The organism is Nocardia spumae, assembly GCF_020733635.1.
Classification (GTDB): Bacteria; Actinomycetota; Actinomycetes; order Mycobacteriales; family Mycobacteriaceae; genus Nocardia; species Nocardia spumae.
This window is the reverse complement of the sequence record NZ_JAJFZL010000001.1, coordinates 1,229,201-1,248,962: the sequence shown is the minus strand read 5'-3', so window position 1 is coordinate 1,248,962 and position 19,762 is coordinate 1,229,201. Positions and strand designations below refer to the sequence as shown.

The 19,762-nt window shown below is 68.0% G+C and carries 5 protein-coding genes (1 of these 5 only partly in view); 4 read left to right on the top strand and 1 reads right to left on the bottom strand.

The features are described 5' to 3' along the window. Positions 1 to 4: 4 nt before the first annotated feature. Positions 5 to 778 carry a crotonase/enoyl-CoA hydratase family protein gene (locus LKD76_RS04750; RefSeq protein WP_255659647.1) on the top strand — a complete coding sequence of 258 codons (774 nt, stop codon included), beginning with the start codon at positions 5 to 7 and terminating at the stop codon, positions 776 to 778. 4 nt (positions 779 to 782) lie between these two features. After that, complete coding sequence (locus tag LKD76_RS04745; protein WP_227979727.1) at positions 783 to 2,009, top strand: hypothetical protein; 1,227 nt, start codon at positions 783 to 785, stop codon at positions 2,007 to 2,009. Between the two features lie 33 nt (positions 2,010 to 2,042). Here LKD76_RS04745 and LKD76_RS04740 read toward each other — a convergent pair whose 3' ends face one another. Then, positions 2,043 to 2,738, bottom strand: coding sequence for a pyridoxamine 5'-phosphate oxidase family protein (locus LKD76_RS04740; protein WP_227979725.1), 696 nt, complete (start codon positions 2,736 to 2,738; stop codon positions 2,043 to 2,045). Between the two features lie 53 nt (positions 2,739 to 2,791). Between LKD76_RS04740 and pdxR the strand changes: the two genes are divergently transcribed. Beyond that, a complete protein-coding gene (pdxR, locus tag LKD76_RS04735) occupies positions 2,792 to 4,195 on the top strand; it encodes a MocR-like pyridoxine biosynthesis transcription factor PdxR (protein WP_227979723.1) in 1,404 nt (467 codons plus the stop codon). Between the two features lie 127 nt (positions 4,196 to 4,322). Next, on the top strand, positions 4,323 to 19,762 hold the 5' portion of the coding sequence (locus LKD76_RS04730) for an MFS transporter (RefSeq protein ID WP_227979721.1). It continues 48,037 nt past the right edge of the window; the window shows 15,440 of its 63,477 coding nt (coding positions 1–15,440); it begins with the start codon at positions 4,323 to 4,325; its stop codon lies off the right edge, out of view.

Below are 19,762 nucleotides of genomic sequence, written 5' to 3'. Positions count from 1 at the left end.
CCGTATGGTCGGATTCGTGAGCGTACGAATCGAGCGCAGCGGCCCGGTCTGCACGGTGATCCTGGATCGCCCCGAGGCACGCAATGCCGTCGACGGACCGACCGCGCGGGCCCTGGCGGAGGCGTTCCGCGAATTCGATGCCGACGACACCGCCGCGGTGGCTGTGCTGTGGGGTGCCGGGGGCACCTTCTGCGCCGGTGCGGATCTGAAATCGCTGGGCACCGAGAAGTCCAATCGCGCCGAGCCGGACGGGGACGGCCCGATGGGGCCCACTCGGATGACACTGTCCAAGCCGGTGATCGCCGCGGTGTCGGGTTACGCGGTGGCGGGTGGCCTGGAGCTGGCACTGTGGTGCGATATGCGAATCGCGGAGCAGGACAGCACTTTCGGCGTCTTCTGCCGCCGCTGGGGAGTCCCGCTGATCGACGGCGGAACGGTGCGGCTGCCCCGCATCGTGGGCGCGGGCCGGGCGATGGACATGATCCTGACCGGCCGGGCGGTCGCCGCCCCCGAGGCATTGCAGATCGGCCTGGTGAATCGAGTGGTCGGCCCGGGCGAATCCCGTTCTGCCGCCGAACTGCTCGCCGCCGAACTCGCCGCCCTGCCTCAGACCTGTCTGCGGTCGGACCGGATGTCCGCCCTGGAACAGTGGGGTCTGGACGAGGCGACGGCGATGGCGGGCGAATTCCGGCACGGATTCACCGCACTGGCCGACGGCGCACTCGAAGGCGCCCAGCGATTCGCCGGTGGCGCCGGTCGGCACGGATCCACGGCCTGAGGTCATGAGCCGGCTGAGCGTCGTCGACGAGATCTTCCTGCGCGCCCACCGCGGTCTGGGCACTCCCAGCGCCCTGCAGGGTTTGTGGCGCACCACCGATCCGATCGACCGGCGACTGCTGGAGCGGATTCACGCCGCCCTGCGGACCGGTCCACTCGGCCGCCGCGTGATCCGCCCGCGCATCCCCGGCGCGCGACCGTATTGGCGCCGCAACGACGCGGCCCATCCGTTACGCATCGCGGGCGGCGCGCTGGCCGCCGCCGACGTGCTGGCCTGGGCCGACGATCAGGGACATGACCTCGATCCGGAATTCGCGCCCGGCTGGCGACTGTCGGCCGCGACCCTCCGCGAGGGCGGTTCGGTGGTAGTACTGACCTGCTCCCACACCCTGGCCGACGGCCGCGGACTCGCCTTGGCCGTCGATCACGCGCTGTCCGGCAGCCCGGTCACCGAATACGCGCCGCAGCGATCGGATTGGTCCGACGCCGGCCGGCAGTGGGCGACGGTGCTGTCGGGCACCGCCCGCGCGCTGCGCCGCGGTGCGCCCGGGCGGCCGGAGGCCACCGCCCCCCGCCGTGCCGCCGAGCTACCGAGTATCGGTGCGGTACTGCAGTTTCCGGCCGCCGACTGGGAGCTGGCCGCGGCCGGTCGCGGCGGCACACCCAACAGCCTGTTCCTCTCGGTACTGGCCCGGATGCTGTGGGACAGCGGATTCCCCGAACCGCGCATCTGCGCCGCCGTCCCCGTCGACACTCGCGACGATCGGCGCGTCGACAACGACATGGCCATGACCGAGGTGTGGATCGAGCGCACCGACACCCCGGCGACGCTGCGGGAAAAGTGCCGGGCCGCATACGAATACCGCATGTCGGCGCCCGACGGCATGCCCCCGGAACTCTTACAGGTTCTCCCCGGCCGGATCGCCTACCACCTCTCACGCGGCGCCGGTGAACGCGACATCCTGTGTTCCAATATCGGCACCCTGCCGACCTCGCTGACCCAGCTGGGCCCGCACCACTGCACCGGAGTAGCCGCCCGGGCCATCCATCCCGGCCTCCTGTCCACGGCGTTGCCCCGCACCCGGCTCTCGGGCTACCTGTGCCGCATCGGGCACAGCTACACCCTCGCACTGGTCGGCCTGGATCCGGACCACATCTCATCGGCCGGCGCACTGGCCGACATCGCCCATGCCGCCCTCGACCCACTGGACGTGCCGGTCACGGTGTGGTGAGCCGGTCCGCCGAAACTTCGGCTCCCCTCCCGTTCAGCGACAGTCGTCACATGACGCGGAACCGCCCGCCCGGGCACGGATATGCGGCGGGACCTCGATCCCGTCCGCGAGATCGGGGGCGGGGATCGGGTCGCCGAAGGTCTGTCGTACCGGGAGCAGGCCCGCCCACGCCGGGCCGGCGAGATCGGCCGCCTCATCGGAGGGGTCACCGCCGCGAATCTTGACCGAGGCTTCGGTCAGGTCGAGTGCCAGCACGATGGTGGCCGCCGACTCCTTCTTGTCCGGCGGCCGCACCGTGTCCCACGCTCCGGGCGCGGAATGTTCGACGATGGCGCGCAGTCCGCGCAGGCGTTCCCCGGCGTCGATGACCTCCACCGGGCGGCCGTGGATCACCGCGGAGCGGTAGTTCATCGAGAAGTGCATGGCCGCACGGGCATACACGATGGCGTCGACCAGGGTGACGGCCACCGAGACGGGTTCGGCCGGCGCCGCCCGCAGATTCCCGGCGCCGGTGGATCCGTGCAGATACAGGGTGTCGCCGATCCGCCCGTAGACGGTGGGGAGCACCACCGGCGCACCACGCAGCGTCACCCCGAGATGACAGATCAGACCCTCGTCCAGGATCTCGTCGAGTGCGGCGCGGTCGGTCGCCGCCCGGTCGCGGTAGCGGGTGACGGTACTGCGCGGGGTCGGCGAGAGCGGGGTTCGGGTAGCCGCGGTGTCGGTCATACTGCCAGCATCTATGCTCGAGTGGCATTGCTGAATATCCAATTCTGGGCAATGTGAACAGTCCACTTCTGATTCGGGAGGTGGTCGTGGACGAACTGGCGCTGTCCATCGATCGCACCGCGCCGGGCCCGCTGGCCGTGCAGCTCGCCGAAGAACTGCGCGCCGCGGCCACCGACGGCCGGTTGCGGAGCGGGGATCGGCTGCCGTCCTCGCGGGCGTTGGCCGGACAACTGGGAGTGAGCCGGACGGTGGTTACCGCCGCCTACGACCAGCTGCATGCCGAGGGCTGGCTCTCGGGGCGGCACGGCTCGGGCACCTACCTGCTCGCGGCTCCTACCATCGCGCCGGAACACATCGGGGTGCGGACGCCTTCCGCACCGGATCCCGACCTGCTCGATCTGGCCCCCGGCGTGCCCTGTGTGGCGACGATCGACCCGGCCGCATGGCGTCGCGCGTGGCGCGCGGCCGGTGATCGTCCGCCGTCGGCAGCCAAGCGTCGGGCCGGCGAGCCCGACTACCTCGCGACGATCGCCGAACATCTGCTGCGTCATCGCGGCCTCACAGCGAGCCGGGACGCGGCCGTGCTGGCCACCGGCGGAACGGGCGCCGCGGTCGGAGAACTCGCTCGCGCCCTCCTGCGGCCCGGTGACGCGGTGGCCATCGAGGATCCGGGGTATCAGCGCGCGGTGGGCGGATTCCGCGCCGCCGGGATCCGGGTGGTGCCGGTCCCACTCGATGCCGACGGCATCCGGGTCGATCGGATTCCGACCGGCATCCGCGGCGTGTATTGCACTCCGGCACACCAATTTCCGCTCGGAGTCCGGATGCCCGCCGCACGCCGGGTCGAACTCGTCGACTTCGCCCGCCGCACCGGCGCCTGGATCATCGAGGACGACTACGACGGCGAATTGCGTTACGACAGTGCGCCGTTGCCGTTGCTCGCGACGCTGGCTCCGGACCTGGTGATCCATCTGGGCACCACCTCGAAGATCCTGTCCACCACTCTCGGCGTCGGCTGGCTGGTCGCCGCCCGGAAAGTAGCCGAAGCCGTACTGGCGCATCGGGAGTCGTCCGGAACCTGTCCGGCCGCCGCCGGCCAGGTGATGCTCGCCGAATTCGCCCGCCACGGCGATCTGGCCCGGCATCTGCGGCGGCTGCGCCGGGAGATGCCACCCCGGCGGGCACTGGTCGTGTCCGAACTCCGAGCACGTGGACTCGTGGTCGCCGGCGACCACGCGGGTTCGCATGTGCTGGTACCACTCGATTCGGCGGCCGCCGAACAGCAGGCCGTCGACACCGCCCGCCGCCGCGGTGTGGCGCTGGACTCGCTGGCCCGCCATCACAGCGGTGACCGCCACACCTTCGGCACCCCGATCGGCTACGCCGCGCTGTCGCGAGCCGAACTCCGGGACGCCGTCCGCATCGCCGCCGAATGCCTCGCGGACGCCGCTAGCTGAGCGTGTGCCATAACCATTCCCACTGGAGATAAACCTGGAACCACGAGGATAATTGTTCGGTCGGTTGACGCCAACCGACCGGGATATCGGTTCATCACCGGCGGAGAACGGCGAGGTAGGGCTGTCAATGAGTCTGACTTTGCCACAAGGGTTACCCCCCATGGTGGTGGAGTGCGTCGCCGGTCATTTCCCGTCCGGTGACGAGGACAGACTTCGCGCGGTCGGCGACAGGTGGTTCGACACCGCCGACTGGTGTCGCATCCAGTCCGAGACGCTCACCGCGAAGGCAGCCGCGCGACGATCGATCATCAGCGGGGAGACCGGGGACAGCCTCGAGGCGAGTTACCTGCAGCTGGCCGCTAATTTCCACGATCAGGCGCTGTGCTGTGAGAGTCTGGGCAAGCAGTCGCACGGCCACGCCAACGAGACCGAGCTGATGAAGATCACGGTGATCGGTTTCGCCCTGTTCTTCGCCGCCTCGTTGGCCAGCGCGGCACTGACATTCGGCGCGACCGCGGTTCCGCAGGCCTACTTCACCCGGCAGGCCACCGACAAGGCGTTGCAGGCGGCATGGCGCAGGCTACTGGAATTCGTCGCCACCCACGGTCTGCGCGCCGCCGCCGAGCGCTCCGCACTACAACTGGCCGGACGGGCCGCGCTGCTCGGCATCCTGCAGGGCGGCGGGCTCAATGCCGGGGCGCAGGCCTATCAGGTCGCGACCGGGCATCGCGAGCAGATGGATTGGAAATCGGCCGGGATCGCGGCCGGCGCCGGCGCGATCGGCGGGGCCGCGGGCGCGGTTGCGGGCCAGTGGCTCGGAAAGCGCTGGGTGGTACCGAAAATCAGTGCTCTCGCCGAAAGCGCCACCACCGCGGCCCGGCGCACCCTGGTGCAACTGGGCGGCACGGCGGTGCTCGGCGCGAGCGGCGGTCTGGTGGGCGGGATCGCCGGCGCGGCCTTCTCCATCGCGGCCTCCGGCGGCGAGTTCACGACGAAGACCCTCACCGAGGGCCTGATGCCCGCCGTGACCAGCGGCTTCCTCGGTTCCGCGAGCCACGCTGCCCGCGAGATCCGGGTCAACACCCGCGCGCCCGAATTGCTCGGCCGGGCCGGTACTCCCGGTCAGGTACCGGTGCCCGACGCCGACGCCGTACCCGCGGGTCCGGTCGACGCGCAGGGCGTCAACCCCCAGATCGCGAAATACCTCGAGCTCCTGCGCAACGCCGAGACCGCGGCCGGCGAGCCGAAACCGGGCGCGCAGCCGGGTGCGAAAGCAGAACCATCACCCGTCTTCGCGAGCAATATCGCGGGCGAGACAGCGGCCGGTAAGACCTCGAAGTCCCTCGGCCAGTTGCCGCAGCACTCGGTAAATACTGTCTCGGCCAACGAGATTCGCATGCCGAAGTGGTCGAAGCTTGCGGTTGATTCGGCGCCCGCACCACATACCTCCGTACCGGATGCGGCCGTGACCGCCGCGAAGCCGAACGGTCCGGCTCCTGAAGTCGCGAAGCAGCACGCGATACCGAAGGATCGAGCGCCGTCGGCATCTCCATCGAACGGGGTCATTCCCAAGGCAGGTGAGCCCGCCGCGAAGCCGACGGTGTCCGCACCGCCCGGACCTGTCCGCAAGAACGTGGTGGCACCGACCGTCGACGCTCCGCCGGAACCGACGAAAACTTCATCAGGACAGCCGGATTCCAGCACTGAGCCCAAGGCGGGCAAGGCCGTCGCCGCAGCGGAGCCGGAGGCGAACAAGACCGTCACCACACCGGAACCCGACGCGAACAAGACTGTCGCGCCACCGGCCGACGTCGCCGCCGAACAGGGCAAGACGGAGGTCGAACCCGGCACCGGCACTCCCGCGCCGGACACCAGCGAGGCGCAGCCGGCGGTGGCGACCACCGGGGATACCGAGCCGGCAGCGAGCACACCGGCGGCGGGCGCCCAGCACCCGTCCGGGTCGTCGGAAGGTGCGCCGCCCACATCGCCTGCCGTCGAACCGAGTGCCGCCAATCCCATCGGCGAATCGGTCGCGGAGAAGACCTCCAAGTCCGGAGCCACGGTGGCCGGACCTCTCAACGTCACCCCCGTTACCGTCGATATGAGCCTGGTCGGTGTGGCGCCGCCGCCGGCCACCGCATCCGCGGACCCGATCGGCGGCAACCAGCCGATACCGGCCAACACCAGCCCGGAGGACGCCAAAGCGCTTACCGCACAACGGATCAAGCGGGAGGAACAGCGCACCGAGCAGTTGCGCGCGCGGGAAGAGCAAGGCCTCGCACAGTCGAAGGCCGAGCAGGACGCGGCCCGTGACACGGTGGCGGAACGAGAGGCCGCGCTGACACAGGCGCGTCGGCAGGAGAATTCGGCCAACCGGGCCGTCGAGGAACGCACTGCCGACCAGGAAGCCGGTGCCACCCGGCTGCGCCGGGCCGAGGAAGACGCCCAGCGAACCGATACAGACCTGCGCACCGCCGAAGAACGCGCGCTCGCGGCCACCGAACAGCGCGGGAGAGCAGACAAGGAGGTGCGCGCCGCCGAGCACGAGGTACGCGCCGCGCGGCGCCGGTTGAACGCCGCCGAGGAACAAGTACGAACGGCCGAGGAACAGCTCGCCGAGGTGCGCCGCCGGGCGGCGGAGAACGAGGGGGACGGCAGCGAACTCGAGCGGGCGCGCGCCACCCTGGACCGTGCGGAGTCCGAACGCGACGCCGCCCGCACCACCCACGAACAGGCCCGCGCGCACCGTGCCGAGACCACCGCTGCCCGCGACCGGGCCCACACCGCGCAGGAAGAATCCGTCCGCACACGCGACGATGCGGCGGCCGGCCATCAGCGAGCCGTCGAAGCCCGCGACGAGGCACTGGCCGCGCACGAGAAGGCACGCGCCGCACACGATGCCGCCGTCGCCGCACATGAGCAGGCGGTCGAGAACCGCGAACGCGCGTCGACCGAACTCGACGACAGCCGGGCAGTGCACGAACAGGCCGTCGCCGCCCGTGAGACCGCGGTGCGTGAGGCGGCCGTCGCACTGGTCGCGCTGTCGGACGAGGCCGGTGTGGCACTGATGCGCGCCTTCGAGGCCGGGGTGCTCACCGATCGGGATGCGGTATTCGCCGCGGTATCGCGGGAGCGGGTGCGCGCGGCGCTCGCCGCGGCCAAGGCGATCGGCTCACTGCGCGAACTGCCGAGCGTCCTCGGCGGCCACGGGCCGATCGAGAAGGTCGGGCCGAAGCACCTGATCACCGCGATGACCCGGGGGACCACCGAGGAACGGATCGCGGCGATGACGGAGTGGATCCGCCGCGGCGACGATCGCCATCGCATCGCCCGGGAAACCCAGGTCGCCACCTGTCTGGCCTTGCAGCACGGCCCGGTCGATATGAAGACCGGTGAGGGTAAGACGCTGGTGATGGTGATGAGCCTGGTCGCCGACGCGACCGATCACGGCACCGCGCACGCGTGGACCAGTAGCGATCTCCTGGCGGGCGAATTGGCCGGCGAACTGCACGAGTTCCTGTCCCGCCCGGGAACCGATATCGGCATCGAAGTCTTCCGCATGGATCAGGACAACCCACTGCCGGATCTCGGCGACGGCCGCAACCGCATCGTCGTCGGCACTCAGGAGGACTATCTGTTCCGGGGGCTGCGGGTCGCCAACGATATGGTCGACAAGCTGGCCGCCCATGGCGCCGATCCGGCCCAAATCGAAGCGCTGCGCCAGTGGATGAACGAGAAGCCCTCGATCGACGCGATCAAGCGGCAACTCGACCTGGCGGCCGCCGATCACGGGTTGGCCGATCGCTTCGAACCGTTCCCCGCCGGTAAGCACACCATCGACGAATTCGACACCATCTTCGACGGCAACTCCGAATGTGTTCTGTCTCCCGGCGCGTCCGAGAACGCATCGCCCGAGCAGGTGGCACGACTGCAGGCCCTGTGGGAGCGCCTGACCACCGCCGAGCGCGAACACGGCCTCACCGCAGCGGATTTCGCGCGCCCGGACAATACCCGCGGTATGTGGTCGGCCCGCACCACCGACGCGGCTATCGCCAAACTGGAGAAAGCCCCCGGCGAGCCGATCACCACGGAGGAGGCGGCGCTGTTCGCGCACGCCGCCAATGCCCGCTGGGGTGTCGAGCGCGGCACGCACTACATCATTTTCGAGGAGAAGGTGCCGGCCGACCCCAACGCGGCGAAAACCGGCGACGCCGAGCCCACCAGCACCCGCAAGATCGGCATCCTGGCCTCGGACACCAATGACAAGCCGATGTGGAACCGGGAGAAATCGTCGGAGGTGCGCTGGCAGGGCGTCGCGCAGTTCGTCGAACTCAAGGAGGGCATCGATGTCCGTGCCGAACAACATCATTCGATGCGGATGTCGGCCCAGCAATTGATCGGCAGTGAGATGCTGTTCGAACCGTCCGGACTCTCCGGAACACTCAAGCACGTCGAGAACGCGCTCTACGACGAACTCGGGATCGGCCCCGTTCCGGAGATGCCCCGGTTCTACGCTTCGAACCTCAAAGTTTCCGAACCGATATTCCTCGACAGTACCCAGTCCAAACTGAAGCAGATGGCCCACGACATTCTGCGCGATGCCGAAGTCGTCTACGACGAGAAGACCGGCAAGTTCCGGCAGACCGGCCGGCCCCAGTGGGTGGTCATGCTGGACAACGGAGAGATCCGTGGTGATCAGCAGTCCGGGCGAATGGGCCTGGTCGACTGGATCAACCAAGTCGGCAAGCAACAGCACGGCGAGCATTTCGAATTGAAGTTCGACGTCGTCGATGCCGAGTTCTACGCCGAACACGGCGGCAGCAACGCCAATGCCGAATCTCTGGTCATCAAGAAGATCAAGGAGTTCGGCGACCTCGGCACCATCTACATCACCAATAAGGACGGCAGCCGCGGCGCCGACCCGTCGCCGTCGGCGGCCGCGATCGAGCGGGGCGGAGTGGACGTCAAAGCCAGTGGCGGCCCGGCCTATTCGGAACGAGTCAACGAGCAGATCGACGGGCGGGCCGGACGCAGCGGCTCCGGTGACGACAGGGAGAACGGGGGCACTCCCGGCACCGCGGTGCACTACGTGTCACCCGAGGATTTCCGAGGCCGAGTGGCCGATCACGGTGTGGTCCAACAGGTCGTGCTGTATCAGAAGGCGTCGGCGAATCACCTGGCCGCCGAGCAAGCGCTGCAGGCCCACGCCACACCCGAAGCCCACGCCGAGGTGGCGGCGGCGGCGAAGGCGAAAACGGCGGCCGAAGCCGTACTTCGGGACCAAGCCGTTCCGGCCATGAAGGCCGCGGTCGAGGCGGATCTGCTGTCGTCCCGGCACGGGACCACCTATCAGGCCCACGCACCACCGGTCGTGAATCAGGGCACCGCGCCTATCCAACCGGCGCATCCGCCACCACAACCGGCGCCCGTACCCTCGGCGGGGCGGGCCGAGCAATCACCCGAGTCCGGCACCTCCGAGCGGACCTGGCAGCAGGCCCGGCACGGGCAGCCCGCGGCGTTCCGAACGCTGATGGGTCAGTACGCCCCGGCGACAGTGCAGCAGATCGCGCACACCCTCGGTGTGGACCTGAGCGGAGCGGCCCTCACCGAACCGGCACAACAGCTGGTCCGGGCCGTCACGCTCGCCGGATTCCTTACCGCGCATCACGAGCAGTGGGCGATACCGGAGGGCCACAGCACCGCGAATTGGCTGGTCGAGCAAGCCCACAACGCGCTGCTGGACGGACTCGGCCGACTGGCCGATACGACGGCGGCCACCGACGCACTCACCGCACTGCACCTCGGCGCCGAACCGACCGCGCAGCACCGCCGCGCGCTGTCCGAACTGACGAACGCCATATTCGCACCGTTCGACGCCGCCGAGGTGGAATCGCTGCTGAACGACGGCGAATCCCCGGCCGCTCCGGAATCCGGCGATCCGGAGGTAGCTGCGAGCACTCGGACGGACGACGCCGATGACACTGCGGCACAGCCTGATCCGATCTGGGGGTGGGTCGCCGACTCGATGCTGGACCCGAATGCCGTCCGAGATCTGAATCTCCTGCGCGCCAGAGCGGTCAGCGCCTATCTGCAGCTGGAAGGTGTCGACGAATCCGATCCCGTGGCCGCCGCCCTGATCGCCGCGCCCGCGGCCGTACTCGACCTCTGCCTCGCACAACTGCCGCACAGTCAGCGGACCGCCCTGCGGATGCGATTCCAGCGCGGACTGTCCGTCGACCAGGCGATGTACATCCGGAATAGTTCCGAGCCCAGCGAAACACCGTGGAATTCCGCGGTGACCAGTACCTTGGCCGCCGGTGGTCTGCGCCGGCTGGCGCGGTCGGTCGCGATGATGGCACGGGTACCCAGCGCCGGCGCCCCGCTCACGCCCGCCGAACGCGTGGTCGTCGAACTCATCGCACAGGAGCTGCCGGAGACCGAGATCGCCGCCCGCTTCGGATGGACTCCCCAGCAGCTGAGCGAGACCATCGGCCGGATCGCCGACAAGCTGAACTCGGCGACCCCGGCGGCCACGGTAGCCGCCGCCATCCACCGCGGCGATGTCGATCTCACAGCCCTTCCGGTACCGAAACTGGAACGGGCGGTGGCTATTCCGGACAGCCAGCGCGCGGTTCTGGACCGCACCGCGCGCGGTCTGAGCCCCGCCGCGGTCGCCGATATCCTCGCGATGCCCGAGGCCGAGGTCGCCGAGCACATCGCCGATATCAGCCGGAAACTGGGCATACGAACCATGGTGGGGCTGGTGACCGCGGGTATTCACGCGGGTGCGATCGACGTCACCGGCCCGGACTGGCCGGGCGACGCCGGAATGCCCGGGCCGCGGAGAAGCGACGACGTCCGGCCCCCGCGGGGTTCGGGCGAAGCCGCCCTCTCCGCACCCCGGCGCTCCCCCACCGAGCCCACCGCCACGAGCGAATCGTCGACGTCGACGGGTCGACAGGGACCGGCACCGGGCCCATCGGATCTGCCGCTCGACGAGAGTTGGATCGCCAAACCAGCCCGCAGCGCAGAGGATTTCGCGCTCGTCACCGCGGTGGACCCGGAACGCCCGCTCGGCCCGAATGCCCGCACCGATGTCAACAGGCCCGCTACAAGCGGGGCCGGTGCCCGTGCCGCGGTCGCATTGCACGGCACCATAGCCACTCATCTCGAGAGCGGAAGTGTCGAGCAGGCCAAACGTGCGCTGGCCGACAGCGAGCCGGGCATAATCCTGGCCCGGTGGTCGGCCGGAAGATTCCCCGGTGAACACCGAGTCGCATCCGATGTCGTAGACGAGATTCTCACCGCCGCCATCGACAACTACGCCGATATCGGCGACCGCACCATCGAACAATGGCTCGACCATCACACACGCGCCATCCTGCCCGAACACCTCGCCGCAGCGAATTTCCGCAACGCCGTCCGGCAAGCGATCGCGGCCATCCCTGGCTCGGAGAAATCCGAGCAGATCGACGGCGCCCTGACCGATGTCACCACCGCGGAATTCACCGCGGGTCTGAAGACATTGACCGAGCGGCAGCGCGCACACCTCGAACCATATCGAGGCGTGCACGAGCGGCGTATGCCGGTGCCGGCGATGAATCCGGCCAGACTTCAAGCGGCGGTGATACTTTCACACGCGATATCCGAGCGGCGCCGCCAGTCGGCAACCGTCCGAGTCGACACTCGACGCGTCGACGTACCGCAGCGGGCGCTGCTGGCCGATATCGCGGCGGGGCTGACCAACGAAGCGATCGCCGCCAGAACGGGTATCCCGGTCGGCACCGTCAAGAACCGGGTAGCCGCGCTGGCCAAGATTTTGGGTCTGCCGGAACCATATCGACGGACGGCGATCGTCGCCGCGAGTGTTCGCAGTGGCCTGATCCACCCGCCGTTCGACCGGGTCGTGGTTGCGAAGTACCTCGAGGAAGTACTCTCGCGCCAGCAAATCGCAATTCTTTCCCACCAGGCATCCGGGTTCACCGCCGCGGAAATCGCGCACAAACTCGGCACGTCCCGCGGGACGGTGGCAAGCCAGCTAGAGAAGATATCGACGCGGCTCAACGTACATTCGGCAGCGCAGGCCGTCGCGCTGACGATCACCGCTATCGACCTGCTCGCACGGGGCACGGCCGCCGACGCCGCCGCCGCCACCCGATCCGAATCCGCCCCGCACCGCTTGCCGAATCCGGTGGTGTTGAGCGACATTCAGCATCAGGTGCTCCGGCTCCTGTCCGAAGGGGCCAAGAGCCACGAAATCGGATCCGCGCTGCGCAAGCAGCGTCGCAAGGTGGTACCCGCGGACCTGATCAAGGGGCTCGCCTACGCGCTGCGCACCTCGGCCCAGCACCATATGCTCGTTATCGAGGGCATCCGCGGTGGGCATATCGCGCCACCGGAGGATCGGATTACCGATCTGACCACCGGATTGCTGACCGACGATCAGTTGCGGGTAGTGCGATACCGGGCGCAGGGACTGTCCGAGGCTCGGATAGCCGGACTGCTCGGATTCTCTGTCAGTGTCGTGAACCGACTGCGGCGTGAGGTCTTCGCGGCTCTGGATGTGGCCACCGAGGCCGCCGCCATGGCGAAGCTCATCCAGGCTCTGGACGTCCGGCCTCCGGTCGACAGCCGCGCCATCGCCGAACATCTCGCCGCGGGCGATCGCGACCGCGCACTCGACGCGCTCACGCACAGCGCGCAGGGCCGCCATCTGCTGGCCTGGCTGCAACGGCAACTTGCCGAGAGACGAGTCGCCTCCGATATCGCCGCCGAAATCCTCACCGCCGCCGTCGATAACTACGCCGATATCGGCGACCGCACCATCGAACAATGGCTCGACCACCACACTCGCGCCATCCTGCCCAAACACCGCGACACCATCGAACTGCGGCGAGCTGTTCACACCTTCGCCGTCGAGAGCGCCGAAAACCCCACCGAGGCCGCCTATTTCGACACGACGATCACCAATGCGACAACAGATGAGTTCAATCGGGCCTTCGCGCAGCTCGCCGAACTACACCGCACGGCACTCCGCGACCTCCTGAAAGCCGGCTCCGGCCGGGCCCGCCCCACAGCGCTGGTTCGCGCCGCGGTGATCGGTCTGCAACGAACGCTCGCGGAGATTCGGGAATTGCCGGCTCTCGAAGATCTCTCCAGCGGGACGGACGCGTTCGGTCCTCCCACCATGCGCGAGCAGCAGATCTTGCTTCTCGAACTACTGGCCACGGGAGCCGATACGGCGGCCCTCGCCGATGCGATGGGCCGTACAAAGCTGCGTTCCGTACGCGGCTCCCTGGCCGAGACGCTGGGTGTCCAGCCGGACTGGCCGATCTTGATCGCCGAGGGAATTCGACAGGGGCTCATCGCCCCACCACGAACCGGTAGCGACCCGCTGCGCGCGCTGCAGCCGCGGCAGCGGCTGGCCTTCCTTCTCATCTCGCGGGGCAAGACCATGGCCGAGGCGGCAACGGACATGGGTGTTTCCGTCGCGTCGGTCGGACAGTATCTTCGCGACGGCCGGAAGGCACTCGACGCCGCCACAGTGGCCGAGGCCATGGCGGAGCTGGTTCTCGCCCTCGACGCGCGCGCCGAGGAGATCCTCGCCGGCGAACGACGATCCGTGTCCACCGACATCGCCCCAGGACGGCGCGCGGCCGCCGAGGATGCGGGCACCGCGCTTTCCCCCGGCGGATCCGAAGCTGTCACCGGAAAGCCCGACCGGAACAAGGCACTCGCGCAGGCTCCCGACCTCGGGTCTGCCAGCGTCACTGTCGGTTACCTCCCCAGCGTCCGCTATTCCAGCACCCCCGGGCGTCGATCCGCTGCACCAGGCACCGTGGCAGGGGCGACCGCTCTCACCACCCAAGCCATCGCCGCCCAGATCTTCGAGACGTTCGGCATCGAAGTCATCGGCATGGACAAACTCGGCATGACCGTGGAATCTGCCTTGTCGATCCGAAACGCGATCGCCGATGCGATGGCGGAGGACCCGAACCTCCGGCTGGATGCCGTTATCGTCGCGCCGAGGGGCCTCCCGAAGATGGCCCAATTCGAGGCGTTCCACTGGCAGTCGGGCGGCATCGGCACCGCAGTGGACGAATCCCGGCATGTCATCTATCTGAACGAGACCTACTTCTGCAATTCGGAATTCTTCCAGGACTCCTTCGAGAAGGGCGTTCAGAGCGGGCACACGCAGCGCAGCACCGGAAACGCCGCATACGACGTCGTGCGCCATGAGCTGGTTCACGCACAGGTGCAGACCGCGAACCCACTAACGCCTGGTAGGGACAGCGATCAGGACGGGATGGAGCGCCGGTCGTTCCCGTATCTGAGCGAGTACTTCACCGGTCTGCGCCGGCGTGGAGATATCCCCGCCGATATGTCGTTCGATACGTGGATCGATCAGCTGGCCGGATATAGCAGGCAGCGCAAGGAGCGACGCGACGACGATTATCTGACCGCCGCATTCGATGCCTGGCTGCTCGAATTCGACCGCCGCACAGTGCCGGGGGGCAACGCACTCGACGACTGGCTGCGCGAACGCGGCGTCGAACCGGTCGATGGCAACGGCGCTCGGACGGTCACCAGAAGCGACATCTATCGCGCGTGGCTGAACCATCTCGACCCGGCAACCAGGGCGAGGCTCGAGCAAGCCGACCGGAAACATGACAGGTTCCTGCCCGAGTCGGTCCCGGCGCTGGGCGACCAGCCCGTCTTCAATCCCGAGGAAGCGCTGGCCGAGGCGCACGAACATGGGAGTCTCAGCGACCCCACGCACCCTTCATACGCGCTCTACGCGTTGCGGAACGGGTTCACCGTCGCGCAGGCGTTCGCCCGCGAACCCGAACGCCGATGGGCCGCCGCCCTCGCCGGGAACCCCGGACGCGGTCGGCTCGATTTCGCCGCTGCCCGTGGTGAGATCCCGGCCGCCACCGAATTCCGCCCCAGTATCTCCCCGGACGGATTTCTCGCGGCCCTGGCGGAGCGAATCCGCCAGGGTGAGTATGTCTCCGACGTGGTTCCCGATATCACCGGCGCGACGCGCGGCGACCTCGACGACATCCCGTTGCTGGTGGACCGGCAGCTCATCATGGATCGTGATGGATTGCCCACGGTGCCAGCGGGATTCCACGAATGGGATATCGCCCCGGTGGGCCCGCTGGCTCAGCTGGTGCACGAAGTCGCAGAGCTCGCGCGAACGCGCGCCTCGCGATTGGCTCCGGTACGCGAATTGCTCACCGCCGACAACGGGCTGGCGGCGGCGCTGGGTCTCGGGGCCTGGGTGGGCGCCGGCGCGGCGACAGCCGACCTGGATGTCTCCGACCTGGAGCGTCGGATCGCGGACGCCACGCGCACCGCCCAGCCCGATGCCATTCGACATGCGCTGAGCGCTTTGACACGTGCGATCCACGACGTGCGTGACGAGCTGCAAGTTCTCGGCGTGCGCTCCGCCGCACGCCGTGGTCGAGCCGAAATCCTGGCGGTCGACGCCGTCGCGGCAGCACTGGGTGGCCCATCGCTGGGCACGAATGTGCGAGTGGCCGGAGACGGCCGGGTCGAGGTGTTCGAATCTCCGGGCCAACGCAGCGCGCTTCCCCCGCTGCTCGCCGAGCTTTCGACGCAGCACCCGCTCACCGTCACCACCCAGCAGGTGCGGGTGGACGCCGCCGGCCGAGTGCTGGTGCAGGATCGGCCGGAGTCGGACCGGGCGTCGGTTCGGCAACAGCAAGATCTGTTGTGGCAAACCCGCGATCACATCGGCAACAGTTCGTGGCGCGCGATTCGAGCCGCCGACGAACAGAGCGGCACACCATCACATTCGGCGACGATCCCGGCTGTCGCGCACACCGAGACCGTCACCGTCGCGCCCGTGTGGGGTGAGCTGATCCGCATCGCCTCGGATCACCTCGCCGCGGTATGCCGAGAAGTGGACGCGGAATATCCGCTCGCGCCGGATTCGGACCTGCTGACCGCGCCCCGGCAGACGGATCAGGCCCGGTTGCGGGCGGCGCTGGAAATGGGCGCCGATACGCTGCGCACCACCCGGATACAGGCCGCCGCCGATGCGGGCCGGCGGCTGCTGGCAGAACTGCCCGGCCAGCGGATCGGCAATTGGGCCACCCTCGACGGCAACCGGCTGGCGGTGTTGTCACCGTACGCGGACATGGATACGTTCCTGTCCGCGGCCACGTTGAACACGCTGGCGCAGTCGGGAATTCAGGTTGATTTCTACTACCTCCAAGTCGACAAGGCAGGCACGGTCACCGCCGATCTGCTCCGCTCGGCAGCGGTGGCACAGCCCGAGGTCGAGGACGACCTCGGGGAGCTCTCCCCCGCTGATCGGGAGCTCATCGCCGATATCTCGGCGGAGTTCGACCGGCTGTTGCGGCAACACGGTATCGGCCTCGATGTCGCAAGGCCGACCACCTACGCGGAGATCGAACAGCGAATCGCCCAGCAGCTGGACGCGCGCGAACTCGCCCGATCGGAGCGCGATCGCTGGCGTGACGAGTACGACCGATTCACGCGAATACTGAACTCGACTGCCGCACCGGATCTCTCGTCGTTCCGCCTGGCTCACGCCAGGGCAGCGGCGCAAATCCGGCTGTTCGATCGCGAACTCTCCCGCCGCAACGCGACCATCGCCGCGCTCATGCTGCACATCAGCCAGCTGGCCGAAGCCGATCGGCCCGCGGAGGGCATGACCCGGGACAACCTGCTGGAATTGGTCTCGGTGCTCGGCCCCTTCGGTGCCGAGGTTTGGGAGGCCATCGAATCCGAGCACGCGGACCGCATACTGCACAGCACCCGAGCCGCCATCGTCGCCTCACCTCCCTCGGCCGCAACGCGTTCCGCACCACTGCCGGAGCTCATGCGCGTGCTGTCGGATATCGACGACCAGCTGAATCCGCGACCGGCGGGCGAGCGGCCCCCGGGCCGATCCGGCAATCGGTCCGCCTTGCAGCGAGCCGAACAGCCGACCGGACCCGAGCTCACCGTGCTCGATCACTGGGCCCAGGGCAGAACCGCCGCGGAGATCGCCCACGCACTCGGCATGCCGTTGTTCGCGGTGCTGCGCGATTTGTCGAACGGTATGGCCACGTTGGGCGCGCGCACCGATCGACCGCAACCGACCGGGATTCCGCGAGCGGCGCTCGATTGCGTGCCGTGGATTTCGCGGATGACCAACGCGCTCGGCGCCGACCAGGCCGAGGACGACCCCGACCCCAGCCGTATTCTGCCCGCGGACCTCGCCGATCACCTTGCCGCCGGTCTCACCCCGGTCGCGCTCGACGCCATCGACGACCCCGCTCGACTCGCCATCGAAAAGCTCGAAGCCGACCCCACTCTCGACACCATCGTGGTGGTAGTCGGCCAGAACGAGGATCGGGCCGCCGGTCGACAGGGCCGGGCTCACGCCTACCTGGCTACCAGAATCAACGGGCTCATCTTCGTCGCCGACAACCTCATCGAGGGCAACCACCGTATTCGCCCGGCAGAAGCCGACGACGGCACCGAGTCCTGGCAGCCGGCCTACGAGCAGGTCGACTACGCCTATACCATCGAATTCGACTCGACCACCGACGGTCTCGCACCTCGCGTCGCGCCCGCCGATTCCGTTGTCGCGCCCGAACACCGGTCGCAGGAGGTCACCGGACCGGCCGATCCCGGACAACCGATCGTTCGCACCGCGCCGGCCGATCTCCCGGACTATGACGAACAGACCGCGCGCGATATCAATCGGGCGATAGCCGGGGAGATCTTCGATACCTACGGGATCGAGGTATTGGGCCTGGAGAAAGTGTCGGTCACCACCGCACTGTGGATCCGCAACGCCATCATCGACGAATACGACGAAATCCTCGAACTGTACAAACACGGAATCACCGTCGACTCGTCACTGGCCGAGCGCAAAGCCGTCATCGACAGCCTCGACGAACGACCGGACTACGGACCGGATTTCATCGCCGTCGTGCCATTGAACGAATATTCGGCATCTGCCGGAAGGCTGAACACCGCTGGAAATCCCCGGATGGTGTTCATCAACGAAGATCACTTCCCGGCGTCGAACGGAGACGAAAAGACCGTCCCACCGGTGGCCGCAGGCCACCTACTGGACCCTGCCGGGAACTATGCCTACGCGACCCTGCGTCATGAGATGGTCCATCTTCGTGACCCTGTCGCGCGACTCTACGCGCCCGGGTTCGAGGAAAGGTCGCTGGAAGAACAAGCATTCGGATTCCTGTTCAGCCATTTCCAGAGCCTGAAGAACCCGATATCGGCCCGACGGACAGGAGACTTCGGCGATTGGACGGACCAGGATTCGGAAGAATTCGGCGACTTCCCGTCCCTGCCGGCCGAAACCAGCTTCGAACAATGGCTGGACCAGCTCATCGGATATAGCCAAGCATATAAATACCCGAATGCGGACGACGTCGAGTACAGCGTCTTTCAGCACTGGCTGACACAACCGAAGGACAAACGCGGCTTCGATATCGATCTGAGCGAATTGGAGCACGCCTATCCGGACAGCAAATACCCCCTATCGGAGCTGTTCGCGGTGTGGTCGGCCAATATCGAAGATTGGCAGTTCTCAGCGATCCAGGAGGACAGGCGGGATCAGCTGGCCAACACTGTCGGTCCGGATGGCGAACCGATCCCCAGCCTGGGCGACCGCCTCGTATTCAATCCCTCCGAAGCACTGGCCGAGGCCAACCTCGCCTTCGGCGCGAACGCTCCCGCCGACCTCACCCATCCGGCCTACGCACTCCAGGCACTACTGCGGGGCCTCACTCCGGTTGAAATATGGCGCGACGCCACCCGCCGAAACGCGGTCGCGCAGCGCAGAGCCGCCGACCTCGGCCCCATCCCCACACCATCGGGACCACGCGCCGCCATCACTGCCTACGGGACCGCTGCGGCCACGGCACGGCAGTGGCGTACACAGCACCCGGACGACAGAGCCGAATATCTCATGTCGCCGACCGGGCAGATGCACGCGGTACCCCAGGGAGTGCCTTTCCCGCTGGATGAATTCGCGCGGCTGGTCGATAGGCAACTGGGAATGTTGCTCGGCGACAATCCGGATGTCATCGCCGGTGTCGACGACGGATCCGGGACTCGATTCGTCGAATTCGAGCATGTGGCGACCGGCGAGCTCGCCGACGACATTCAACGCATGGGCGACCTGACCCGCGCACGAACACGCGAGCTGGAATGGATTCGCGATTCGGTGCTCGACAGCGGCTTGGTCGACATGCTGGGTCTCGCCGAGTGGGCTCATAACGGCGCCGCCGCGGTCGATCTGGTCGCATGGGAACTTCGTGGACGAGTCGGCGACGCAGCGCTGCGGGCCCACACCCAGAACACGGTGCAGCTGCTCGATGCCGTGTCGAACGCCCTCGATACGGTGATGTCGCTCGACGAGGAGCTCGCCGATGCCTCCGCCTCGGCAGAGGATTGGGTCAAGAGCATGGTCGCACCCGACGGCGGCTACTTCCCCGGCCGAGTGGTGATCGACGCCTCCGGGCGCATCCTGATCGAAGAACTCGACAACACGGCCAC

Bases quoted from the DNA above. Each gene is read 5' to 3' on its own strand.
- LKD76_RS04750 (WP_255659647.1), top strand. From the start codon at position 5: ATGGTCGGATTCGTGAGCGTACGAATCGAGCGCAGCGGCCCGGTCTGC.
- LKD76_RS04745 (WP_227979727.1), top strand. From the start codon at position 783: ATGAGCCGGCTGAGCGTCGTCGACGAGATCTTCCTGCGCGCCCACCGC.
- LKD76_RS04740 (WP_227979725.1), bottom strand. From the start codon at position 2,738: ATGACCGACACCGCGGCTACCCGAACCCCGCTCTCGCCGACCCCGCGC.